This window comes from Telluria mixta, assembly GCF_029223865.1.
Lineage (GTDB): Bacteria > Pseudomonadota > Gammaproteobacteria > Burkholderiales > Burkholderiaceae_D > Telluria > Telluria mixta.
In genome coordinates, this window is the sequence record NZ_CP119520.1 from 5,514,010 (window position 1) to 5,534,991 (window position 20,982).

Below are 20,982 nucleotides of genomic sequence, written 5' to 3' on the forward strand. Positions count from 1 at the left end.
AAGAAACTTTTAGCGCCGGACATGAACTTGAGGCCGAGTGTTGTGAAAACGGTTTCAATCCGGGGTAAGATGTGGATGTTCGCGCTAACAAAAAACGTTTACACAAGGAGACAGCATGCAGACGAACATCCTCCGCGCCATCGCGCTCGGCGCCGCACTGTGCGCCGGCGGCGCGCACGCGGCCACCTATCCGTTCCAGGATCCGAACCTGGCCCCGCAACAACGCATCGCCAACATCCTGGCGCTGATGACTCCCGACGAAAAAATCGACGCGCTGTCGACGGATTCCGGCGTGCCGCGCCTCGGCATCCCCAGCTTCGGCGGTACGGAAGGCATCCACGGCGTGGTGCAGCGCGGCGAGTCGAAGCGCCAGCGCCAGCCCATCCCGACGACGCAGTTCCCCCAGCCGCCCGGCATGGGCGCGAGCTGGGACCCGGAGCTCGTGCGCCAGGCCGGCGCCGTGCAGTCGACGGAAGCCCGCTACATCACGCAGAGCGCGCAGTACAGGCATCCGATGCTGATGCAATGGGGGCCGCAGTCGGACCTCGCGCGCGATCCGCGCTGGGGCCGGAGCGAAGAGGTGTATGGCGAAGATGCGTTCCTCGTCGGAACGATGGCGACTGCCTTTACGCGCGGGATCCAGGGCGACGATCCGAAGTACTGGCGCGGCGCTGCACTCCTGAAGCACTTCCTCGCCAACAGCAACGAGAACGGGCGCGGCAACTCGACGTCCGATTTCGACGACCGCCAGTTCCACGAATACTATGCGGCGCCGTTCCGCATGGCCTTCGAGGAGGGCGGGGCACGCGCCCTGATGGCGTCGTACAACGCGTGGAACGGCACGCCGATGGGGGTGCATCCGGTGCTGCGCAGCCTCGTGATCGGGAAGTGGGACGCGGACGTGGTTTCCAGCGACGGCGGCGCCATCGGCAACCTGGTAAAACTGTATAAACGGTATCCGGACCAGAAGGCCGCAGCCGTCGCGGGACTGAAGGCGGGCATCAACCAGTACCTCGACAAATACCAGGACGAGCTGCGCGCGGCGCTGAAGGAGGGCACCATCACGGTGGCCGATCTCGACGATGCCGTCGCGCGCAAGTTGCGCACGACGATCAAACTGGGCCTCATCGATCCGCCGGCCGGCAATCCGTACGCCGCGATCAAGGATGGCCCGGCCCCGTGGGACAGCGCCGCGCACAAGGCAGTGTCGCTGAAGATGGCGCTGGAATCCATCGTGCTGATGAAGAACGACGGCCGTGCGCTGCCGCTCGCGAAGACGGGCGTCAAGCGCATCGCCGTGATCGGACCGCATGCGGACAGCGTGCACTGGGACTGGTATGGCGGCATCGCGCCGTACACGGTGACGGCGCTGGCCGGCATCAAGGCGGCCGTGGGCCCGGACGTGAAGGTGAACTATGCAGCGGACAACGCCAACGACGCGGCCGTGAAGGCGGCACGCGACGCGGACGTGGCCATCGTCGTGGTCGGCAACGACCCGACCTGCGGCCCGAACATGGCGCACGATTGGACCGACGCCGGCACGAAGCCGTGCGCCGACCCGGGCGACGGCCGCGAAGGCCGCGACCGCGAGACGCTGGCCCTGGCGCAGGAAGGCCTGGTCAAACAGGTGCTGGCGGCGAATCCGCGCACGGTGATGGTGCTCGTGTCGAGCTTCCCGTACACGATCAACTGGGCGAAGGAGCACGTGCCGGCGATCGTGCAGATGGCGCATTCGTCGCAGGACCAGGGCACGGCACTCGCGCAGGTGCTGTTCGGCGACTACAACCCGGGCGGCAAGCTCGTGGCGACGTGGCCGGCGACGGAAGCGCAGCTGCCGCCGATGATGGACTACGACATCCGCCACGGCCGCACGTACATGTACTTCAAGGGCCAGCCGCTGTTCCCGTTCGGGCACGGCCTGTCCTACACGACCTTCAGGTATGGGAAGCTGCGCACGAGCGCGCCGGCGCTGGCGGCGAACGGCACGGTCGATGTCGACGTGGACGTGACCAACACGGGCAAGGTGGCGGGCGACAGCGTCGTCGAGCTGTACGCGGCCTGGCCGAAGTCGCAGGCCGAGCGGCCGCGCCAGGCGCTGGTCGGCTTCCAGAGGGTCAACCTGAAACCGGGCGAGACGCGCACCGTGCGCATTCCGCTCGCGGCCCGGCGCCTCGCTTACTGGAACACGCAGGCGGGCCGCTTCGATGTCGAAGCCGTGCCCGTGAAGCTGATGGTCGGCGAGTCGTCAGCGGACATCAGGTTGACGACGACGCTTCCCGTGAAGCGCTGACCCGCGCCAGGTGACGGCCCAGCCGCCAGCCCAGGCACAGCAGGGTCAGGGTCGGCGGCAGGCCCCACGGTTCGGGGATCGCGGACGCGTCGCACACGTACAGGCCGGCCGTGGCGGTCGCGAGGTCCGCGTCCAGCGCCTGGCCGATGCGTACCGTGCCGCCGGGATGCGCGGCGAAGTGGTGGCTGGCGAAGACGTGATGCGCGCCGGCCGCTTCCAGGATGCCTCGCGCCTGCGCGATGCCGGCGTCGAAGCGGCGCCGGTCTTCCGGGGCCAGCGTCTTGTCGACCCAGCGCGGGCCGACGTCGCCACGGATGGCGTCGCGGATCTTGACCATGATCGTCAGCGTGCGGGCGTGAGCGAACAGCCGGTCGACCCGGCCCGCCTGCGCCGCGAACGCCTGGTACATGGGGCGGGGCAGCGTGAGGTCGGCCAGGCTGATGCCTCCCTCCGGATCGTAATAGCCCGCCGCCATCGGCACTTCGGCACCGCCGCCCTCGATGCCGTCCACCGTGCCCATCACGGCGACGACGGGGTCGCTGAAGAACGGGACGGCCCCGTCCAGCAGGCCGGATGATCTCAGGATGCGCGGGCTGCCGATGCCGCCCGCGGCCAGCACGACAAGGCCCGCCCGAAACACCTCCGTTCGTCCGCCGAGCCGCGCTTCGACGCCGACGGCGCGGCCTTCTGCCACCAGCACGCGCGTCACGTGCGCATCCGTGACGAGCCGCGCGCCATGCATGCAGGCGTCGTCGACCAGTTCCCGTGCCGACCATTTCGCGCCGAACGGACAGCCGTAGACACAGCGCCAGCAGCCCGTGCGGCACGCGGCAGGGCGGATCATCTTGTCCAGCTTGCGCCATGCCAGGCTCTGCGCGCGGGCCCCCGCCGCGATGCGGGCGGCCATCGGGCCGACGAGGTCGTCCGGCAGCGGCGCCATCGGCAATTCCGCGCGCCAGGCGGCCAGCGCCGGTGCGAGGTTGATGCCGTGCTTTGCGAACATGGCGGCCGGCGGCGGCGCGGCGGTGGCGAAGTTGATGGTCGACGTGCCGCCGGTGGTCAGCGCACGCACGAGCAGCGACAGGTCGCGGTGCAGGAACGCACCCTTGCCGGGCACGGCGGCCATGCCGGCCATCTGCGCCAGGGTGCCCGCGAGCGGCGCGGCGCCGCCCGCTTCCAGCATCAGCACGCGCGCACCGGCCCGCGCGAGCTCGCGCGCCACGCTGGCGCCGCCGGGGCCGGTGCCGGCCACGATGGCGTCGAAGGAAGTGGAGTCGGAAGACATGCGGCATTGTAGCGTGCACGCCGTCGTGCACGCCGACCCGTTATGTACTATCATAAGTTACATGAAAACCGACAGCAAACTTTCATCGATCCTGCACCTGCTGCTGCACATGGCCCATAGCGACCGCCCGCTGACGTCGGAAGAACTGGCGGGCTTCCTGCACACGAATCCCGTGCTCGTGCGCCGCACGCTGGCGGGCCTGCGCGAACGGGGCTACGTGGCGTCGGGGAAGGGGCATGGCGGCGGCTGGGTCGTGACCGCCGACCTGCACCGCGTGACCTTGCGCGACGTGTACGAGGCGGTCGGGTCGCCGAACGTGTTCGCGATCGGCAACCGGGTCGAGCAGCCCGGCTGTCTCGTCGAAAAGGTCGTCAACCAGTCGCTCGGCGACGCGCTTGCGGAGGCGCAAGCGCTGCTCCTCGCGCGCTTCGCGCAGGTCACGCTGGCGGAACTGTCCGGGCGCTTCAACGCGCAGTATCCCAAAGGAGGAGCACATCATGCACACCCATCCGAATGAGTCCGCATTCGACGTGATCGTCGTGGGCGGCAGCTATGCCGGCCTGTCGGCGGCCACGCAGCTCGCGCGGGCGCGCCGGCGCGTGCTCGTCATCGACGGCGGCCGGCGCCGCAACCGCCATGCCGACCGCTCGCACGGCTTTCTCACGCAGGACGGTGCGGAAGCGGCGGCCATCGCCGCGCAGGGCCGCGCCCAATTGCGCGCCTACTCCAGCGTGGCGTGGGCGAACGACACGGCGGTCGCCGCGCATCCTGCCGGCGACGGCTTCGACGTCACGCTGCCGGACGGCGGCAGCGTGCGCGGCCGCCGGCTCGTCCTCGCCACCGGCGTCGCCGACACGTTGCCGCCCGTGGAGGGCCTGGAAGCGCGCTGGGGCACGAGCGTGTTCCACTGTCCGTACTGCCATGGCTACGAGCTGGATGAAGGGGCCATCGGCGTGCTCGCCGCGGGCGAAGCGTCGCTGCACCAGGCGTTGCTGCTGCCGGATTGGGGCAATGTCACCTTACTGCTGAACGGCGCCTTCGAGCCGCAGAAGGATCAGCTGGCGGCGCTGGCCGGCCGCGGCGTGGCCGTCGAGCGCACGCCGGTCGCGCGCATCGAGGGCCGGGCCGATGTGGTCCTGCAGGACGGCCGCCGCCTGCCGCTGGCGGGCCTGTTCGTCGCCACGCGCACGCACATTGCCAGTCCGCTGGCGCAGCAGCTCGGCTGCGCGCTGGAGAACGGTCCGATGGGGCAGTACGTGGCGACGGACGCGCAGAAGGCGAGCAGCGTGCCCGGCGTGTTCTGCTGCGGCGACATGGCCCGGCCCGCCGGCAACGTGGCGCTCGCGGTCGCGGACGGCGCGCTGGCAGGCATCGCGGCGCACCGGTCGCTGATCCCTGAACTCGCCGTGGTGGCGTAGGAGGCAATATGCACGTAGACATCGTCCGTCCGGACCAGCACGAGTCGCTGATCGACCTGCTGTGCGAGCTGTATCGCTACTATCACGAGGATGCTCACGATAAGGCGGAGGTCGCGCGCGCCGACGTGCGCGAGCATCTGCTGCACAACCTGCTGGCGCCGGAGTCGCCGCTGCGGCTCGTCGTGGCGGCGGACGCGTCAGGTAACGTCGTCGGTTTCGCGGCCATCGTGCTGCTGTATTCGCTCGTCGACCCGACGCCGGCGCACCGTCGCCAGTGCATGATGAAGGAATTGTTCGTGCGCGCCGACAGCCGGGGCCGCGGTGTGGGCCGGGCCCTGATGGCGTGGATCGCGCGCGATGCGGCCGCGCAGGGCTGCGGCCGCATCGACTGGCACGTGAAGGCGTCCAACGAGGCCGGCATCCGTTTCTATGCCGGCCTCGGGGCGCAACGGGTCGCGGACAGGCTGAGCTACCGGCTCGCGTTGCGCCCGGCAGCGCCTCAGGACGTCATGCGGTTCCAGCCCGACCGCACGGCCGCCTTCATGCGTTCCCACGTGGACGAGCCGCTGCTGCCGTAGCGGGTATCCCAGTCGCTGCGCAGGTCGGATTCCACGTCGTCCCAGTTGCGGCCCTGGTAGCGGGCGTCGCGCCGCATGTCGTAGCCGTAGCGGTAGGCCGGCGCGTAGTCGTCGTACGTGCCGCCCAGGCTGGCGTAATTCGTCTGCCAGTCGTTGCGGTAGTAGGTGTCGTCGTCGAGCGCGCTGCCCTGCAGCGGCTGGACTTCCACTTCCGTGTGGCGCACCGTGTCCTGGATCTTTTCCTGGCGCTGGCTGACTTCCTTGCCGACGACGACTTCCTCCACGACGCGCGCGGATTTCTGCACGACAGCTTCCTCGGCCGTTTCACGCAGCTCGATCGTCTTGTCCTTCAGCGCGGCGACGTCGGCCGGGTTGATCGGCTGGTCGACCGGACGGCGTTCCACGCTGACGTGCTCCTCGCGCAGCGACACCGTCTCGTTCACGGGCGTCTCGACCAGGCGCGAGAACACGCGCACGCCGCCCCGTTCAACCTGGCGCTTGCCGACGCGGACCTCTTCCTGCACGACCGGGATCGCGGCCTTGCCGGTCGTCTGGTCGATCGCGGTGTCGCGCTGCAGCGAGTCCGAGCGCAGCGTCGAGTCGGACAGGCTGCCCGACAGATTGCCCGCCTGCGTGCCCGACTGCATCGAGCCGGCGGCCAGCGTCGACGACGACTGCGATTGGTAGGCACTCGTGCCCAGCGAGGCGGCATTGCCCGCCAGGTCGTGGCGTTCGTCGATGTCGATGGGGCCGAAGCGCTCGATCACGTCCGCGGCGCGTTCCACTTCCGGCTCCGACGACGTGGTCAGGGTCAGCACGTGCTGGCCGCCGGCGACGGCGGTGGAATAGCGGGTTGCATGTTCGTCGTTGTCCGAGCCGAACAGGTTTTCGAAGAAGTGCTTGATCGAGGCGCCGACGCCTTCCTCGTGGGTCGTGCCCAGCGTCGTGTCGGTCGTCGTCGTGGTGCCGGACAGATCGGCGCTGGAGACATACACGTTGTCGCGGGTGAAGCCGGATGCCAGCAGTTCGTCCATCGCGTTCTGGGCGTCGCTGCGGTTGTCGAACACTGCTACGAGAGTATGTTGCATGATGCGTCCTCCGGTGAATATCATGTGGATGAGGTGTCGCCGCGCTCGTCGAAGCGCTCCACGCTGACATGCTCGGACTTGAGCAGAACAGTCTCGGCGTGGCGCTCCTCGTGGCGGGTACGCGTGATGTGCAGTTCCTCCTTGATGCGCAGGCGCCGTTCGACGACAAGCACTTCCTCAAGGATCGGTACCACGAGCGTGTCACCCTCGTAACGGGTGGCGGGCGCCTGGTCCAGTGGGACGATGCGGTCCACCGGTACATGGCTGACCTGCACCTCGTCGCGCAGAAGACTTTCGTCGATCTGGCAAGGGTGTTCGGCGACGGTCTTGTGGATGCGTACGCCGCGGCCCGTGTCGACGATCCGTTTCTCGACCCACGCCTCTTCCTGGACGACAGGCACCCTCGCGAGTTCCTGCTTTTCCTGACTGAGTTGGGATGAGTCAACAGACACGGTGCGCCTCCGGGATCACGACGTTGGAGCGTTCAGATTACTCCAACAGCCGTGGTTCCCGCGCACCGTTGCCACCCCACAATCAAGGCTGTAGGACGGGAGGCAAGGCTGGTTTACGGGCGGCGCAAGCGCTCCAGCAGGTCAGCCGGCAACTGCAGCGCCGTTCCGTGGCGCATGCGCCGCGCCGTGCCTTCGTCGGGGAAGTGCATCCGGGCCGTGACGTCTTCCCAATGCACGAGATCGCGCGAACGCAGCGCGCCGTAATGCTTCGTCGTGTAGGCGTCGTAGTACACGATGACGTCCTGTTCGCCTACCTGCAGCGCCGTCGGTCCCTCGGTCCACAGGCCGGCCGGCGAGATCGGCGCACCCAGCGGTTCGAACGGACCCTGCAGTCCGGCGGCGCGCGCGAGCTGCAGGTATTTGCGCGGCGGGTGGCGCGTCTCGTCCTTCACGAGCAGCCAGTCGCCGCGGTTCGTGCGCAGGAACGTCGCGTCGATGACGGAAAAGCCCGGATCGTAGAACAGTTGCGTGGGCGTGAACGTGAGGAAGTCGCGCGTCGTCGTGGCGTAGATGCGGTGGTTGTACTTGTTGGCCCCGGCATCGTCGCCGGCCGCTTCGGAGTGCGCGAAGCGGCCCGGGATGGTCGACGACCAGAAAATCAGGTATTCACCGCGCTTGTCGTCCCACGCGATCTCGGGCGCCCACGCGTTCAGGGTCGTCGGTTCGTGCGCCATCACGGGCAGTTCGCGCTGCGCCGACCAGTGGACGAGGTCCGGCGACGACGCGTAGCCGATGCCCGTCTCGTTCCAGCCGCTCGTCCACACCATGTGGTAGATGCCGTCGGGCCCGCGCACGATGCACGGGTCGCGCATCAGCTGCGCCTTGCCGATTGTCGGCTGGAGGTAGCTGCGGCCGCCGTTCAGCGCTTCCCAGCGGTAGCCGTCGGTGCTGCCGGCAAGGTGCAGGCCGTCCTGGCCGTTGTCGATGAAGTAGGCGAACACGTAGGCCTTGCTGGACTGTGTCGGCTTCACGCTTGCGCAGCCGCCCAGTGCGGCCAGGCCAAGCGCCGCGACGAAGGTGGCAAGTAAAGTGCGGCGTTTCATTTGTGCTCCTCGTCGCCCAGCGGGCGCGCTACGGTATGGTGGGGACTCGGCGGTACGGCGAATGCCGCGACCGGGTCGGGATGCGCGGGATCGAATGCGAAGTCGTCGACGATGAAATCCGCGGCAGGCACGTGCGCCTGGCGCAGGCCCAGCACGACGGCCTTCGCGAGCTCGTAGCTGCCGTAGCTGTCGTGGTGCGTGTTGTCCAGGCGGCCCGGCGCAGGTTCCGCAAACGCGGCCTTCGAGCCTTCCGGTCCCAGCGCTTCGTAGAACACCTTGCTCATGGCATTCAGGTCGATGAACGGCACGTTCAATTCCTGCGCGGACTGGCGCGCGGCCTCGGCGTAATCCTTCAGCGACGGGATCACGCGGCCATCGGCGTCGAAGCCGCGCCGCTCCATCGACGACACGATCACGGGCAGGCCGCCGTGTGCGCGGACGGCGTCCACGTGGGCCTTGATCTCCGCCTTGTACGTCGTGAACGGGCCGCCCTTGCCATCCTTGATCTGTTTCTGGTCGTTGTGGCCGAACTGCATGACGAGCGTGTCACCCGGCTTCATGCCGCTCACGATCTTGTCCAGGCGCCGGCGCGCGAGCGAGTCGCGGTAGGTCTCGCCCGATTCGCCGTGGTTGGCGACGGCGATGCCGGGCTTGAAGAAGCGCGGCAGCATCTGGCCCCAGCTGTTGTACGGCTCCGCCGGCTGGTCGCACACGGTCGAATCGCCCAGCAGGTATAGCGTCGGCACGTGCGCCGGCGCGATCGCGATCGTCCGCACGGCCGGGTGCGCGCCGTTGATTTCAAGCGTCAGGCGCGGGTCCCAGTTCCACGCTTCCTCGACCGTTTCGCGCGGCGCTTTCAGTTTGACGGCGCCGCCCGTCGGGATGGCCGGCGTGCGGACGTTGACGGTGAAGGTCTTCGTGACGGTCTCGCCCGGTCTGGTCGTCACGTTTTCCAGCATCAGACGGCGCAGTTCGGATTTCACCGTCGTCGTCGTGGCGGCCTTGTCGTCGCCCAGCGTCACGGTCACCGTGTAATTCCCTTCGGGGAGGTCGACGGAAAAATAATAAGGGTGGACGCCGTCCGGGCGGCCGCCCGGCTCCAGCCCGTAGCCGCGCGCGGTGCTGTAGACCGCGTCGACGGGCGTGAAGCCGGCCGGGGCCTTGCCCGGCCCGAAGGCGAATTTCCAGCCTTCCGCGGCATGGCCGTTGGCCGCGCAGGCGGCAAGAAGCAGGGCGCTGATCGCCCCGCGGATCGATAGGTTCATGGTCTTCCTGTGGTTCGGTTCAGCGCTCGAACGCGCCCAGGTCCGGTGCCTTGCCGCGCCAGGGCAGGCCCACGTCGACGCCGCGGTCGATGACGGCGCTGGCGGCGGACGGGTGGAACATGGATACGTCGGGCAGGCTGCCGTCCGGCTTGCGCGGCGCGTCCCAGCCGGTGGGCGCCACGCTGTCGAAGTCGGACGGCTTCAACGCAAGGTGCAGATCCCAGGAGTTGGCCGCGCTGTCCGCGCCTTCCACCTTCAGCGCCGTACCCGCCGGGTAGGCGAGGTTGTTGCGCAGGGTGCCCAGGTAGACGGGGCCGCCATCCGGGGCCACGCCGAGCATATTGTAATCGATAACATTTCCAAAAGCGGTGTTGCCGAAGAACTCCAGCGCGATGGGATGATGGTTGGCATAAAAGCCCGACACCTTGTTGTCGAAGGCGACGGAAAAGCGCACGACGTGCTTCACGCCGTTGGGTACATATTTGCCGCCGTAGCCGCCCGCCTTGATCCCGTTGCCGTTCCCCGCCGCGAGCGGCGTGTGCGTGCCCGGCAGGTAGCCGTGCTGCCATGCCCACGAGTATTCGATGGTCACGGGCGAGTACGCGTTGATCAGGTCGAAGCCGTCGTCCGTGTTCGCCCACGCGCGGCAGCCGCGGAACACGTTGCCCGGATGGCCCGCGCTCACGTGGGCGCCGAAGCCGTCCGCGCTCTGGCCGGCGCCGTTCGACGTGTACGGATCGTAGTTATGGTGCGAATCGCTGTTCAGCACGAGGTTCCAGCCGCCGTCCTTGATGAACAGGCCCGGTCCCATGTTGTGGTGCAGGTCCAGCTGCTCGAACACGCCGTGGTTCGCATCGATCCACACGCCCCACGATTCGTGGTTCAGGCGGTTGTCCGGCTGCTGCGGCGCGCCCGTGATCTCCAGGCCTTTCAGATGGATCCAGTCGGCCACGACCTCGATGCCCTTGACGCGGCAATCGTCCTTCATGCCCGAGAAATCGAACACGGGCGTCTCGCCCGGATACGCCCAGTAGCGGATGGGCTGACCCTCGGTACCGCCCTTGTCGAGGACGATGGCGGACACGGTCGCGCGGCGCGACGCGCATGCCGTCGTCGCCTTCGTGAAGGCGTAGCGGCCGCCGCGGAAGACCACGGTGTCGCCCGGCTGCGCCATGGACTGTGCGTGCGCGAACGATTGCCACGGCGCGGCCAGCGAGCCGGCCGCGGTGTCGCTGCCGGTCGGGGCCACGTACCAGGTCGCGGCGGAGGCGGGCGCGGTGGCGAAAGCAGCGGCAATGACGAGGGAACGATGCATTCAGCTCTCCTGGGTGCGTGGCAGCGCGGCGCCGATCAGCGCCAGGTTCTGGATGGCGGCCAGGCCCCACTGCGCCGTCTCGTTCGTACTGACCCACGGGACTTCATCGACGGGGTTCAACACGTCCGGCCCGGCCACATGGACCGTGCGGAACGGCCGTTGTTTGCCTTCGCCCGCGAACTCCTGCCACGCGCGCCGGGCCAGCTCGAGGTCCTGGCGCTTCCAGGCCGCGTACGCCGTCAGCCGCGAGTGGCCGACGTACAGCGCATGCGTGGCCCCGTGCGGCGCGCCCAGGCGCCGGCGCTGCTCCTCGACCGGCGCGTTGAACAGTTCGCAGTACTCGAGCCAGGCCCGTTCGAACGCCGCGTCGCCCGTCAGGCGTATCAGTTCGTCGAAGATCTCGACGGCGCCGAACACGGCGTTCAGGTGCAGCGCCTTCACGTCGCTGCCGATCATGTTGTGCAGGCGCCCGGTGTCCGGCTCGTAGCCCATGCGGTCGCCGTTGAAGAAGCCGTGCGGCATGGCGGCGATGTCGCGCATGCCGGCGAGGATCTTGTCGCGGTAGCGCGGATTGCCGCTGCGCTCCCACTCGGTCAGCCAGTTCGCCACGAGCGACGCCCAGTCCGTGCCGAAGCTGATCCGCGCGGGATACGGGCCCTTGGGCGGCTGGTTCGCCAGCTTGCGCACCGGGTCGACGGCGTCCAGCTTGCGGTCCGCGTCCAGCACTTCGCGCATGATGTCGCCGGTGCGCTCGTCGCCCGTCAGGTAGTAATAGAAGCGCCGGTAGACCGCGGTGCTGATGCGCACCTGCTTGGCGCTGCAGCCCCAGTGCTGCACGTTGTGGCGCGAGCCGAGTCCCGCGAAGCGGCCCAGGTGGTACGTATCGACCTCGCTCGTGTGCCGCACCATCGCTTCGCCCATGCGGAAGATGTCCGCGCGGCCCGTGCGCAGGAAGCTGTACCAGAGCCACAGGTCGGGCGACAGTTCCGAATTGTCCCAGGCGAACCCGCCCACGTCGTAGCGCCAGTCGTGGCGGTCGGCATCGTAGGTGTGGCGGATGTCGCCATAGTCCCAGAAGCCGTACCAGCGGCGCTGCTCGACTTCCTTGCGGTAGAAATCGAAGCGCGCATCCAGCTGGTCCTCGATGGCCGCGCGCGCCGGCGTGCTGCGGTCCGGCAGCGACCACAGGGCGCCGAAGACCTGCGTCGCGAGGATGTGCGCGGGGGCGGGCACGAGCTGCGGCGGCGCCTGTACCGCCTGCGCGATCTCGACCATGCGTGCGCGCGGCGGTGTCGCCTCGAATGCCCACAGCGTGATCTCGCTGCTGCGCGCGACGCCCACCGGCGTGCCGAAGCCTTGTTCGTAATCCTCGTACGTGATCTCCAGGCCCTGCAGTTCCCCGGCATGCGTGTCCATGCCCATGCCGTCGTGGTAGAAGCGCAGGTCCATTGCGGGCGCGTCCGGGGACCACATCCAGACGGTCGCGCGGGCCGTGTCCGTGTGTGCGTCGCGGATGTCCAGTTGCGTCGGGTGGCGCTGCCAGAAGTCGCGCAGGCCGAACGCCACGCCGCCGGAGGCGCCGCCCACGTAGCCGCAGCCGGGCGCGCGCCGGCCCCAGGCCGAATCGACCCAGCCGCAGCCGGTCTTCGTGCGCTTGCGGATGCGGAAGCTGTCCGCCGACAGTTGCGACAGCGAGACGTCGCCCCAGGCGGGCACGAGGTGCAGCAGCGGCGCGACCTTCTCTGCGACGGGCGGGCAGCGTTCGCCCCCCAGCTGCGCGCGGCGCACGTCCGCACCCGGCTCGCGCCGCAGCCCGGTCAGGTTGCGTACGCCTTCGGCCCACAGGCCGCCGTCCTCGCCCGCGAAGCGCACGTGGCGGTCGTGCAGTTCGTCGCGCAGCGGGACGTCGAACGTGAGGCCGATGCCGCGGATGAAGTCCTTGTTCTCGTCGCCGTCGAACACGAACGTGTGCATGATGCGGATGGATTCGGCACCGGCGTACAGGTACAGACGGACGGTGAACGGGAGCCAGGCACGGTCCTTGTCGCGGTGCCGGCCTTCGAGTTTCAGCACGCTGCGCACCGGGCCGTCCTGTTCCAGCGTGACCTTCCCGATCTCGCTCACGAATTCGGCGCGGCGTGCGGCGCCCTCCGGCTGGTCGTCGCACAGCGCAACGAGGCGGACGTTGCGCGCGATGTCGCGGCCGGCGCGGCGGATGGCCGTGACGAGGACGGGGCCGCGTGCGGGCACCGTGCATTCGACGACGCCCGTGCCCGCGACGAAGCCGTCGGCCGAGCGCCGCACGGTGACGGCATGGTGCGCGCGTGCGCGGCGCGTGCCGGGACGCACGCGCAGGGTGGCATCCGGACGGCCGCCGGCGCCGAGTGCATGTGCCGTCCATTTCAGCGAGCCGTCCGGCCAGTACGCGAGCGGCCAGCTTTGCGCGGGCACCTCGCCGGCGGCGCCGTCGACGACGAATGGCTGTCCCTTGCGGACGGCGCCGCGCGGCCACGGCACGCCGAACGTCGTGCCGGCGCTGAAGGCCGGGGCGCCTTCCAGCCAGGCCAGCGCCGCCCCGTCGGTTGGCCGCGCAGGCGTGGCCGCTGCCCGGGCCGATCCGCCCAGCGGCAGCGCGGCGGCCAGGGTGGTGGCCCGGAAAAAGTCGCGCCGGTCCATCAGCGCGCCGACAGGCTCACGCGCACGGGCGCGGCCACGCGGGCGGCCTCGTCGCTCACCGTGCGCTGCCATTGTTCGCGCGACGTGATCTCGCTGCCACGCGTCCATGCCGCGCCCACGTAGTAGCGCAGCGGCTGGCCCGACGTGGCCGGCGCCAGCATGAACGCGTTGCGCGCATCGGCGCCGAAGGCCGGATTGCCGGCCGAGGGCAGGATCACGGCCACGCCGAAATCGCCGCTCTTCTTCTGCGCGACCCATTGGACGAGGGCTTTCGCCTTCGCGTCTTCCGTGAACGTGGACTTGCCGTCCTCGCCCTTGTCGGCGGGCGCCTTGTTCAAGCCGACGGCTGCCTGCAGCGGGGCGCTGCCGGCGAACGTGAACGTGCTGTCGATGCGGTCGAACCAGTGGCCCGCGTCCACCGTGAAACGCTTGACTTCGGACACCTTCGTGCCGCCCGCGTCCCAGCCGTCGTAGGCCAGCTCGAAGATCGCGCGCACGGGGCCGTTGGCCAGCACCTTCCACCGCGTGAAGTTGATGCCCGAGTACAGCTTGCCGCCGGCCCAGATGCCGGTCCCGCCGGCGCCCATGGTCGTGCCGACGTTGTACATGTCGATGCCTTCGCCCTCGTCGTGGTGGTAGTGGTCGTGGCCGATGTTGTACCAGCGGTCGACGATGGGGTAGGGCACCCGCTTGAACCAGATATCGAGGCCGCTCGTCTTCAGCACTTCCTTGTCCGTACCGGCGGGCGCCGGGGCGGCGAGGGCGGGGCCGTACGTCCGGTGCGCGACCTTGTCGTTTTCCCACGCGAAGTCGTCCAGGCGCTCCGGCACGATGCGGGCCCAGACCTTGGTGGGGAAGGGCGGCACGACGGCGTCCGTCTTTTCGACCGTGAACGTGGCGCTCTTTTCGCCCGGCGCGAAGTCGTGCTGGAACAGCAGTTCGCCGTACGCGACGCCGTTCTTCTGCGGGTCCTTGGCTTCCGGCGCCACGTTCGTCACCTGGTGCGGCAGCACGCGGCCGGCCGCGTCCTTCACGACGATGTGCTGGATGCCGGCATGGGGCAGCGCGTCGTTGACGCTCTTCCAGGGAACGGCGATGGTTTCCGCCGGCCGGGCGATGGCGAGATCGTGGGTGACGGTGACGGTCAGGCGCTCGGCGGCGTGCGTGGACGTGGCGATGGCAGCGAGGGCGAACAGCGGCAGGGAAAGTTTCATCGTGCGTGGGCGGCGTAAGGGTCCAGTGGGAATATGCCCGTCGAGTATCGATTCGGCGCCTCGCAAGTGTCAACTTACGGGCGGCCGCGGGCGCCATTCAATCAGCGGGTTGAGCGATGGTCTTTACGCCCATGACCCGCAAAGCCAGTGTTTTGGCTCGCAAGGACAAGGCGCCGGGCCGTGGAATGCACGGGCTTTCAATTACTCTAATGGTGCTTGACGTTCATGCAACGTGGACGGAGGCAGAGGAGACACCTATATAGGTCGGAAAGACCGGAAGGGCAAACATGAGAGACAAGTACAAGCTCGTAGGGCCGATCTACGACTGGCTCAGCGCTTTCTACAGCGGCAAATCGATCCACCGCTGCAAGGTCGCGATGCTGGACAAGCTGCGTCCGGGCGACAAGGTGCTGTTCGCCGGCGTAGGCCACGGCCGGGATGCGGTCCACGCGGCGCGGCTCGGCGCCGAGGTCACGGTGGTCGACCTGTCGGCCACCATGCTGAAGAAATTCCAGGCCAATCTGGAACGCGAAGGCATCGTCGACGTGCGCATCCGCCAGGTGCACAGCGACATCATGCTGGTCGAGGAATTCGAACAGTACGACATGGTCGTCGCGAACTTCTTCCTGAACGTGTTCGAGCAGGACATGATGCTGCGCGTGCTCGCACACCTGATCCGCCTGGGGCGCCCGGGCGCCCACATCGTCGTCGGCGATTTCTCGTTCCCGACCGGGAACGTGTTCAGCCGCGTCGCCAAGACCCTGTACTGGTACGGGGCCGTCGGCTTCTTCTGGCTATTCGCCGGGAACGCCTTCCACAACATCTACAACTATCCGGAGTGGATGAGAAAGTTCGGCCTGCAGGTCAGCGAACAGAAGCACTACAAGCTGCTGCTGCTCGACTGCTATTGGTCGGTCATCGGCCAGAAGCCGGCCTGAGACCGTGAGGCGTCGTTCCCGCGGAAGCGGGAACCCATACTGAGCTGACCAGGGAGACTCGGCATGGATTCCCGCCTGCGCGGGAATGACGGTACTGCACGCCCATCGAATCCAACCGGAGCCCACATGAGCCAACACGCAGTCGCGCTCGAGCGGCGCATCGCCGCCGACCTGTCCCATCACGATACGGCCAGGCGTGCCGCCGTCCTGCGGCAATACGGCGGCCACGCGCTGTCGTTCTGCACCATGCAGCCGGGGATGTCGTATTTCGAAGTGCCCGGCGTCGGTTATATCGCCTTCGCGAAGTACTGGGGCATGCGCTTCGCGCTGGGAGAGCCCGTGTGCCCGCCGCACCTGCGCGACGCGATGCTCACCGCGTTCGTCGACCGCTATCCCGACGCCGTCTTCGTCCAGGTGGGCAAGGGCGTCGTCGACCACCTACATGCCCGCCACGGCTATTACGGCACGCAGTTCGGCAGCGAGTCGCGCCTGGACCTCGCCACGTTCTCGCTGCGCGGCGCGCGCAAGCAGGTCATCCGCACGGCGATCAATGCGGCCCGCGCGGACGGCATCGAGATCCGCGAGGGCGGCTTCGACCACGACGTGCGCCGCATCTCCGACGCGTGGATCCGCACGCGCCGCTGCAAGAACAACGAGATCCGCTTCCTGATCCGGCCGATGATCGTCGACTACCGCGAAGGCACGCGCTACTTTTACGCGTACCGGGATGAGGAAGCCGTCGGCTTCGTGTTCTTCGATCCGCTGTACCGCGACGGCCGGCTGGTCGGCTACGTGCCGAACATCTCGCGCTCGTCCGCGAACTTCCGCCAGGGCCTGTGGTACGCGCTGATGGCCTACGCGATCGCGCGCTTCCAGGAAGAAGGCGTGCCGTGCGTGGACCTGGGCCTGACGCCGCTGATGCTGTCCGACGGGATCGAGCCGCAGGAATCGCGGCTGCTGCGCGCGACCCTGTCCGTGATCCGCGAGCGGATGGATTTCCTCTACAACTTCAAAGGGCTGGAATTCGCCAAGTCGCGCTTCCAGGGGCAGGTCGAAAAGACGTATTGCTGCCACCGGAACGCGTTGCCGGCCCTCGCCATGACGGCCATGTTCCGCCTGACGCGGATCATCTAGGCCACGGAGACCCACATGACGACCACCATCAACGAGGCAGCCGCCGCGCTGCCCGACGTGCGCGACGCCTTCGCCGGCAAGCGCATCCTGCTCACGGGCGCGACGGGCTTCGTCGCGAAGGTCCTGCTGGAAAAGCTGATCCGCACCGTGCCCGACATCGGACGCATCGTCCTGCTGATCCGCGCCGGCGGCAACGGCGACGCCCGCGCGCGCTTCGAGCGCGAGGTCGCGGCATCGTCCGTCTTCGACCACCTGCGCGCCGTGCGTCCCGCCTGGCTGGAACGGTTTCTCGCCGAACGCGTGGAATGCGTGACGGGCGAGATCACGGCGCCGGGCTTCGGCCTCGCGCCCGCGCGCTTCGCCGAGCTGGCGCGCGACGTGGACGTGGTCGTGAACGCGGCCGCCAGCGTCGACTTCCGCGAACCGCTCGACGAGGCGCTGGCCATCAACACGCTGAGCCTGCGCCACGTGACGGCGTTCGCGCGGGTGGCGAACGCGCCGCTCGTGCACGTGTCGACGTGCTATGTGAACGGCTACAACCGCGGCGAGATGCGCGAACAGGTCGTGGCGCCCGCGGGCAGCGCGCGCGGCGCGATCCCGTGCCATCGCGACGGCTGGTACGACGTCGACGCGCTGATCGCGTCGTTGCAGCGCAGGATCGAGCGCGTGCGGGCGAAAGCCGGCGGTGCGGATCCGGAACGGCTGCGCCGGCGCCTGACGGACCTCGGCATCCGGGAGGCCCAGCGCCACGGCTGGAACGACACCTATACGTTCACCAAGTGGCTCGGCGAGCAGGTCGCGCTGCGCGCCATGCACGGGCGCGCCCTGACGATCGTGAGGCCTGCCATCATCGAAAGCACGCTGCGCGAACCGGCGCCCGGCTGGATCGAGGGCGTGAAGGTGGCGGACGCCGTCATCCTGGCCTATGCGCGCGGCAAGACGAGCTTCTTCCCCGCGCGGCGCGAAGGCATCATCGACGTCATCCCCGTCGACCTCGTGGCCAACGCCATCGTGCTGGCGGGCGCGGAGGCGCTGTCGGCCGCGCCGGACCGGCGCATCTACCAGTGCTGCAGCGGTTCGACGAATCCGCTCGCGCTGGGTGAGCTGATCCGGCTGCTGCAGGCGGAATCCAAGCGCAACTGGCGCAAGTACGAGCGCCTGTTCCATGCGGAGCCGAAGCACGATTTCCGCACGGTCGGCGAGGGGACTTTTCGCTTTTTCATGGGCGCGTTCGGCATCGGCGCGACCGCGTGGAACGGCCTGCGCCGCCTCGTGGGCGCGCCCGGCGCCACGCGCGCGCTGGAGAAGCTGCGTACCACGCGCCTCCTGGCGCTGACCTTCGCCTTCTACGCGCACCCGCGCTACCGCTTCCACAACGCCGGCCTGCTGGCGCTGGCCGCGCGCTTCGGGGAAGAGGCGCGGCAGCTGTATCCGGTGGATGCGCGCCTCGTCGACTGGGAAGATTACCTGTGCCGCGTGCACATGGCAGGACTGAACCGGTATGCGCTGCGGCGGAAGGATGCGGTGCCCGAGGAGCCTGCGACCGCCGCTGCGGTGGCGGCGGCCCCGGTGGACGAGGGCGCGGAAACGCTGGCGGTCCCGGCCACGGCCTCGCACTGACGGACAGTGCGGCAAGCCGGACCGGCTTGTCCGGAAAATCTGCAACTAACCGACATGTGCCCAGACCCACCACACCAACCCCGCCACCAGCACGCGGGAGGGGCAGCGCTATTCGATGTAAATATGGCGCCCTGTCCGGCGTGTCTGCGCTATGATGTTTGCCCAAGGGACGCAACGCACAAGCGTCCCCGGCCGGTTCTCTGGAGGAGGTCGTGAACCTTTCGCCTTTACCCCTCGCGGTATTCGTCGTCGATGCGACAGGGACCATCACGAGCTGGAACCGCGCCTGCGAGAAGCTGGCGGGCTATGGCGCGGCCGATATCCGCAACTGCAGCCTCGACAAGATCATCGCCTTCGACGATGCCGCCAACGTGAGCTGGGTCGGCGAACGCGTCAACGAGGACTCGACGGGCGACCTGATCTGTGCGGACGGGCACCGCGTGCCGGTGCGGGTGACGGTGGCCCCGCAGTCGCTCGATCCGGACAACCCCGGCGGCTTCAGCGTCATCGTCGTGCCCCGCACCGGCCTGGCGCCGACCCGTTATGCATTGATCCAGGACCTGCCCATCGCCGACATCATCGAGGAATTGCCGTGCGTGTTCTACGTCATCGACCAGAGCGGGCATTTGCTGTTGTGGAACCACCAGCTGGAAGACGCGCTCGAGATGGCGAGCGAGGAGTTGCCGACGCTTAACGTCAAGCACTTTTTCGACGGGCGGGAGCAGGAGAAGATCGTCGACAAGATACTGGAAGCGTTCGAACGCGGTTCGTCGACGCACGAAGCGGAGCTCGTGGGCAGGCACGGCAAGCGCACGCCGTTCCTGTTCCACTGCGCGAGGGCGAGCCTCGGCAGCCTGCCGGTCGTGTTCGGAACCGGCCTGGACATCAGTGCGCGCAAGGAGGCCGAGCGCGGCCTGCGCGTGCGCGAGCGGGCGATGTATGCGAGTGTGAACGCGATCCTGATCACGTGCTGCGCGGAGGGCGCCGACAACGTGATCGAGTACGTGAATCCCGCGTTCGAGCAGATCACGGGTTATACGCTGGCCGAGGTGAAGGGCCGCAATCCGCGCTTCATGCGCGTGGACGATTGCGACCTGCACGAGCAGCACCGCATCCACGACGCGGTCGCGGCCCGGCAGAGCGTGCGCGCCGTCCTGCGCAACCGGCGCAAGAACGGCGAGATCTTCTGGAACGACCTGCGCATCGATCCCGTCACCAGCATCGAAGGCGACGTGACGCACTTCGTCGGCGTCATCAACGACATCACCGAGGCGCGGCATTACGAGCGCCGGCTGCAGCACCTGGCCCACCACGACGCGCTGACCGGCCTCGCCAACCGCACGTTGCTGCTGGAACGCCTCAAGGCCGCGATCGACGCGGCGGCCGGGCACCGGCGGCAGGGGGCGCTCGCGTTCCTGGACCTCGACAATTTCAAGCACATCAACGACACGTTCGGCCACGATGCCGGCGATGCGGTCCTGCGCGAGATCGCGGCCCGCCTGCGCGACAGCATGCGCGAGGAAGACACGGTGGCGCGCCTCGGCGGCGACGAATTCGTCCTCGTGATCGCCGAACAGTCCGACGTGACCCAGCTGGCCTGCCTCGTCGAGCGGATCCGCCAGAGCGTGTCGGCGCCCATTGTCGTCGATGGCAAGGAGATCCTGCCCGGCACGAGCATCGGCGTCAGCCTGTTTCCGCAGGACGGGCGGACCGTCGACCAGGTCATGCGCGCGGCCGACGCCGCGATGTACCACGCCAAGACGCTCGGCCGCAACAATGTGCAGTTCTACTCGGAGGAGCTGAACCAGGTCGTGCACCAGCACCTGCTGCTGGAAGCGAGCCTGAGCCGCGCGATCCGCAACCGCGAGCTCGTGCTCGGCTACCAGCCGAAGGTCGACCTGCGCACCGGGAAGGTCGTGGGCGCCGAGGCGCTCGTGCGCTGGCAGCATCCGGTCGACGGCATCATCGCGCCGGACGTCTTCATTCCGGTCGCGGAGCAGACGGGCCTGATCGTGCCGCTGGGCGACTGGGTGCTCGACGAGGCCTGCGCGACGCTGCGCACGCTCGCGGCGGTGGGCATCGAGGATTTCGTGATTGCGGTGAACCTGTCCGCGCGGCAACTGCGGCAGCGCCGCTTCGTGAACCGGCTGGCGGAGACGCTGGCCCGCCATGGCGTCCCGGCGCGCCGGCTCGAGCTGGAAGTGACGGAGAGCCAGCTGATGGACCACCCGGAAGAGGCGCGCGAAGCGCTGGCCCAGTTGAAACTGCTGGGCGTGCGGCTGTCGATCGACGATTTCGGGACCGGTTATTCGAGCCTCAGCCACCTGCAGAAATTCCCCGTCGACTGCATCAAGATCGACCGGTCCTTCCTCGGCGGGGTGTCCGATCCGGACGACGGCCACGAAGTCATCACGCGCGCCATCATCGCCCTCGGCCACAACCTCAAGCTGCAGGTGATCGCGGAAGGCGTCGAGACGATCGAGCAGCTGACGTTCCTGCGCGACCACGATTGCGACCAGATGCAGGGCTATTACTTCAGCCCGGCCCTGGCGCAGGACGGGCTGCAGGAGATGCTGCGACGCGACGCGCGCCTGCCGATGTAGATG

16 protein-coding genes are annotated in these 20,982 nt (G+C 68.4%); 8 read left to right on the plus strand and 8 right to left on the minus strand.

Translation table 11 applies throughout. The annotated features are described in order from the left end of the window. Positions 1–115 precede the first annotated feature (115 nt). Positions 116–2,290 (plus strand): glycoside hydrolase family 3 C-terminal domain-containing protein, encoded by a 2,175-nt coding sequence (locus P0M04_RS24320; protein WP_259449210.1) that lies wholly within the window; start codon positions 116–118, stop codon positions 2,288–2,290. Here P0M04_RS24320 and P0M04_RS24325 read toward each other — a convergent pair. Next, positions 2,256–3,575 carry a GMC family oxidoreductase N-terminal domain-containing protein gene (locus P0M04_RS24325; RefSeq protein WP_259449209.1) on the minus strand — a complete coding sequence of 440 codons (1,320 nt, stop codon included), beginning with the start codon at positions 3,573–3,575 and terminating at the stop codon, positions 2,256–2,258. The two genes, P0M04_RS24320 and P0M04_RS24325, sit on opposite strands and share 35 nt — an antisense overlap. Before the next feature lie 61 nt (positions 3,576–3,636). On the opposite strand from P0M04_RS24325, the gene P0M04_RS24330 reads away from it, so the two are divergent. The 3 genes from P0M04_RS24330 to P0M04_RS24340 are packed head-to-tail and all read left to right on the plus strand — an operon-like array spanning position 3,637 to position 5,571. After that, complete coding sequence (locus P0M04_RS24330; protein WP_259449208.1) at positions 3,637–4,092, plus strand: Rrf2 family transcriptional regulator; 456 nt, start codon at positions 3,637–3,639, stop codon at positions 4,090–4,092. Then, entirely contained in the window at positions 4,073–4,993 is a 921-nt protein-coding gene (locus P0M04_RS24335; RefSeq protein ID WP_259449207.1) for an NAD(P)/FAD-dependent oxidoreductase, read from the plus strand. Before P0M04_RS24330 ends, P0M04_RS24335 begins: the two co-directional genes overlap by 20 nt. Positions 4,994–5,001: 8 nt before the next feature. Continuing rightward, complete coding sequence (locus P0M04_RS24340) at positions 5,002–5,571, plus strand: GNAT family N-acetyltransferase (protein ID WP_259449206.1); 570 nt, start codon at positions 5,002–5,004, stop codon at positions 5,569–5,571. On the opposite strand, the gene P0M04_RS24345 is transcribed toward P0M04_RS24340, so the two are convergent. From P0M04_RS24345 to P0M04_RS24375, 7 genes are all read right to left on the minus strand, one after another. After that, the gene (locus P0M04_RS24345) at positions 5,493–6,659 is read right to left on the minus strand and encodes a YsnF/AvaK domain-containing protein (protein WP_259449205.1); all 1,167 of its coding nucleotides are present in this window, start codon (positions 6,657–6,659) and stop codon (positions 5,493–5,495) included. The genes P0M04_RS24340 and P0M04_RS24345 overlap by 79 nt on opposite strands. A gap of 20 nt (positions 6,660–6,679) precedes the next feature. Beyond that, complete coding sequence (locus tag P0M04_RS24350; RefSeq protein WP_259449204.1) at positions 6,680–7,111, minus strand: YsnF/AvaK domain-containing protein; 432 nt, start codon at positions 7,109–7,111, stop codon at positions 6,680–6,682. A 113-nt stretch (positions 7,112–7,224) separates the two neighbouring features. Then, entirely contained in the window at positions 7,225–8,214 is a 990-nt protein-coding gene (locus P0M04_RS24355; protein ID WP_259449203.1) for a glycoside hydrolase family 43 protein, read from the minus strand. Then, a complete protein-coding gene (locus P0M04_RS24360) occupies positions 8,211–9,479 on the minus strand; it encodes a rhamnogalacturonan acetylesterase (protein ID WP_259449202.1) in 1,269 nt (422 codons plus the stop codon). The genes P0M04_RS24355 and P0M04_RS24360 overlap by 4 nt, the downstream gene beginning before the upstream one ends. 19 nt (positions 9,480–9,498) lie before the next feature. Then, positions 9,499–10,794: a right-handed parallel beta-helix repeat-containing protein gene (locus P0M04_RS24365; RefSeq protein ID WP_259449201.1), complete on the minus strand. Its 1,296-nt coding sequence runs from the start codon at positions 10,792–10,794 to the stop codon at positions 9,499–9,501. After that, the gene (locus P0M04_RS24370) at positions 10,795–13,542 is read right to left on the minus strand and encodes an exo-rhamnogalacturonan lyase family protein (RefSeq protein ID WP_281042090.1); all 2,748 of its coding nucleotides are present in this window, start codon (positions 13,540–13,542) and stop codon (positions 10,795–10,797) included. After that, positions 13,470–14,684, minus strand: coding sequence for a DUF4861 family protein (locus tag P0M04_RS24375; RefSeq protein ID WP_259449199.1), 1,215 nt, complete (start codon positions 14,682–14,684; stop codon positions 13,470–13,472). Before P0M04_RS24375 ends, P0M04_RS24370 begins: the two co-directional genes overlap by 73 nt. A gap of 287 nt (positions 14,685–14,971) precedes the next feature. Between P0M04_RS24375 and P0M04_RS24380 the strand changes: the two genes are divergently transcribed. From P0M04_RS24380 to P0M04_RS24395, 4 genes are all read left to right on the plus strand, one after another. Beyond that, positions 14,972–15,622, plus strand: a complete 651-nt coding sequence (locus P0M04_RS24380; protein ID WP_259449198.1) for a class I SAM-dependent methyltransferase — start codon at positions 14,972–14,974, stop codon at positions 15,620–15,622. A gap of 126 nt (positions 15,623–15,748) precedes the next feature. Beyond that, entirely contained in the window at positions 15,749–16,756 is a 1,008-nt protein-coding gene (locus tag P0M04_RS24385; RefSeq protein WP_259449197.1) for a DUF2156 domain-containing protein, read from the plus strand. Positions 16,757–16,771: 15 nt separating this feature from the next. Beyond that, positions 16,772–18,376, plus strand: coding sequence for a fatty acyl-CoA reductase (locus P0M04_RS24390; protein ID WP_259449196.1), 1,605 nt, complete (start codon positions 16,772–16,774; stop codon positions 18,374–18,376). Between the two features lie 212 nt (positions 18,377–18,588). Next, positions 18,589–20,979: a sensor domain-containing protein gene (locus P0M04_RS24395; RefSeq protein ID WP_259449195.1), complete on the plus strand. Its 2,391-nt coding sequence runs from the start codon at positions 18,589–18,591 to the stop codon at positions 20,977–20,979. Positions 20,980–20,982 lie beyond the last annotated feature (3 nt).

Excerpts from the sequence above, each read along its gene's own strand:
- P0M04_RS24320 (WP_259449210.1), top strand. The coding sequence starts at position 116 with ATGCAGACGAACATCCTCCGCGCCATCGCGCTCGGCGCCGCACTGTGC.
- P0M04_RS24325 (WP_259449209.1), bottom strand. The coding sequence starts at position 3,575 with ATGTCTTCCGACTCCACTTCCTTCGACGCCATCGTGGCCGGCACCGGC.
- P0M04_RS24330 (WP_259449208.1), top strand. The coding sequence starts at position 3,637 with ATGAAAACCGACAGCAAACTTTCATCGATCCTGCACCTGCTGCTGCAC.
- P0M04_RS24335 (WP_259449207.1), top strand. The coding sequence starts at position 4,073 with ATGCACACCCATCCGAATGAGTCCGCATTCGACGTGATCGTCGTGGGC.
- P0M04_RS24340 (WP_259449206.1), top strand. The coding sequence starts at position 5,002 with ATGCACGTAGACATCGTCCGTCCGGACCAGCACGAGTCGCTGATCGAC.
- P0M04_RS24345 (WP_259449205.1), bottom strand. The coding sequence starts at position 6,659 with ATGCAACATACTCTCGTAGCAGTGTTCGACAACCGCAGCGACGCCCAG.
- P0M04_RS24355 (WP_259449203.1), bottom strand. The coding sequence starts at position 8,214 with ATGAAACGCCGCACTTTACTTGCCACCTTCGTCGCGGCGCTTGGCCTG.
- P0M04_RS24360 (WP_259449202.1), bottom strand. The coding sequence starts at position 9,479 with ATGAACCTATCGATCCGCGGGGCGATCAGCGCCCTGCTTCTTGCCGCC.
- P0M04_RS24365 (WP_259449201.1), bottom strand. The coding sequence starts at position 10,794 with ATGCATCGTTCCCTCGTCATTGCCGCTGCTTTCGCCACCGCGCCCGCC.
- P0M04_RS24370 (WP_281042090.1), bottom strand. The coding sequence starts at position 13,542 with ATGGCAGCGCACGGTGAGCGACGAGGCCGCCCGCGTGGCCGCGCCCGT.
- P0M04_RS24375 (WP_259449199.1), bottom strand. The coding sequence starts at position 14,684 with ATGAAACTTTCCCTGCCGCTGTTCGCCCTCGCTGCCATCGCCACGTCC.
- P0M04_RS24380 (WP_259449198.1), top strand. The coding sequence starts at position 14,972 with ATGAGAGACAAGTACAAGCTCGTAGGGCCGATCTACGACTGGCTCAGC.
- P0M04_RS24385 (WP_259449197.1), top strand. The coding sequence starts at position 15,749 with ATGAGCCAACACGCAGTCGCGCTCGAGCGGCGCATCGCCGCCGACCTG.
- P0M04_RS24390 (WP_259449196.1), top strand. The coding sequence starts at position 16,772 with ATGACGACCACCATCAACGAGGCAGCCGCCGCGCTGCCCGACGTGCGC.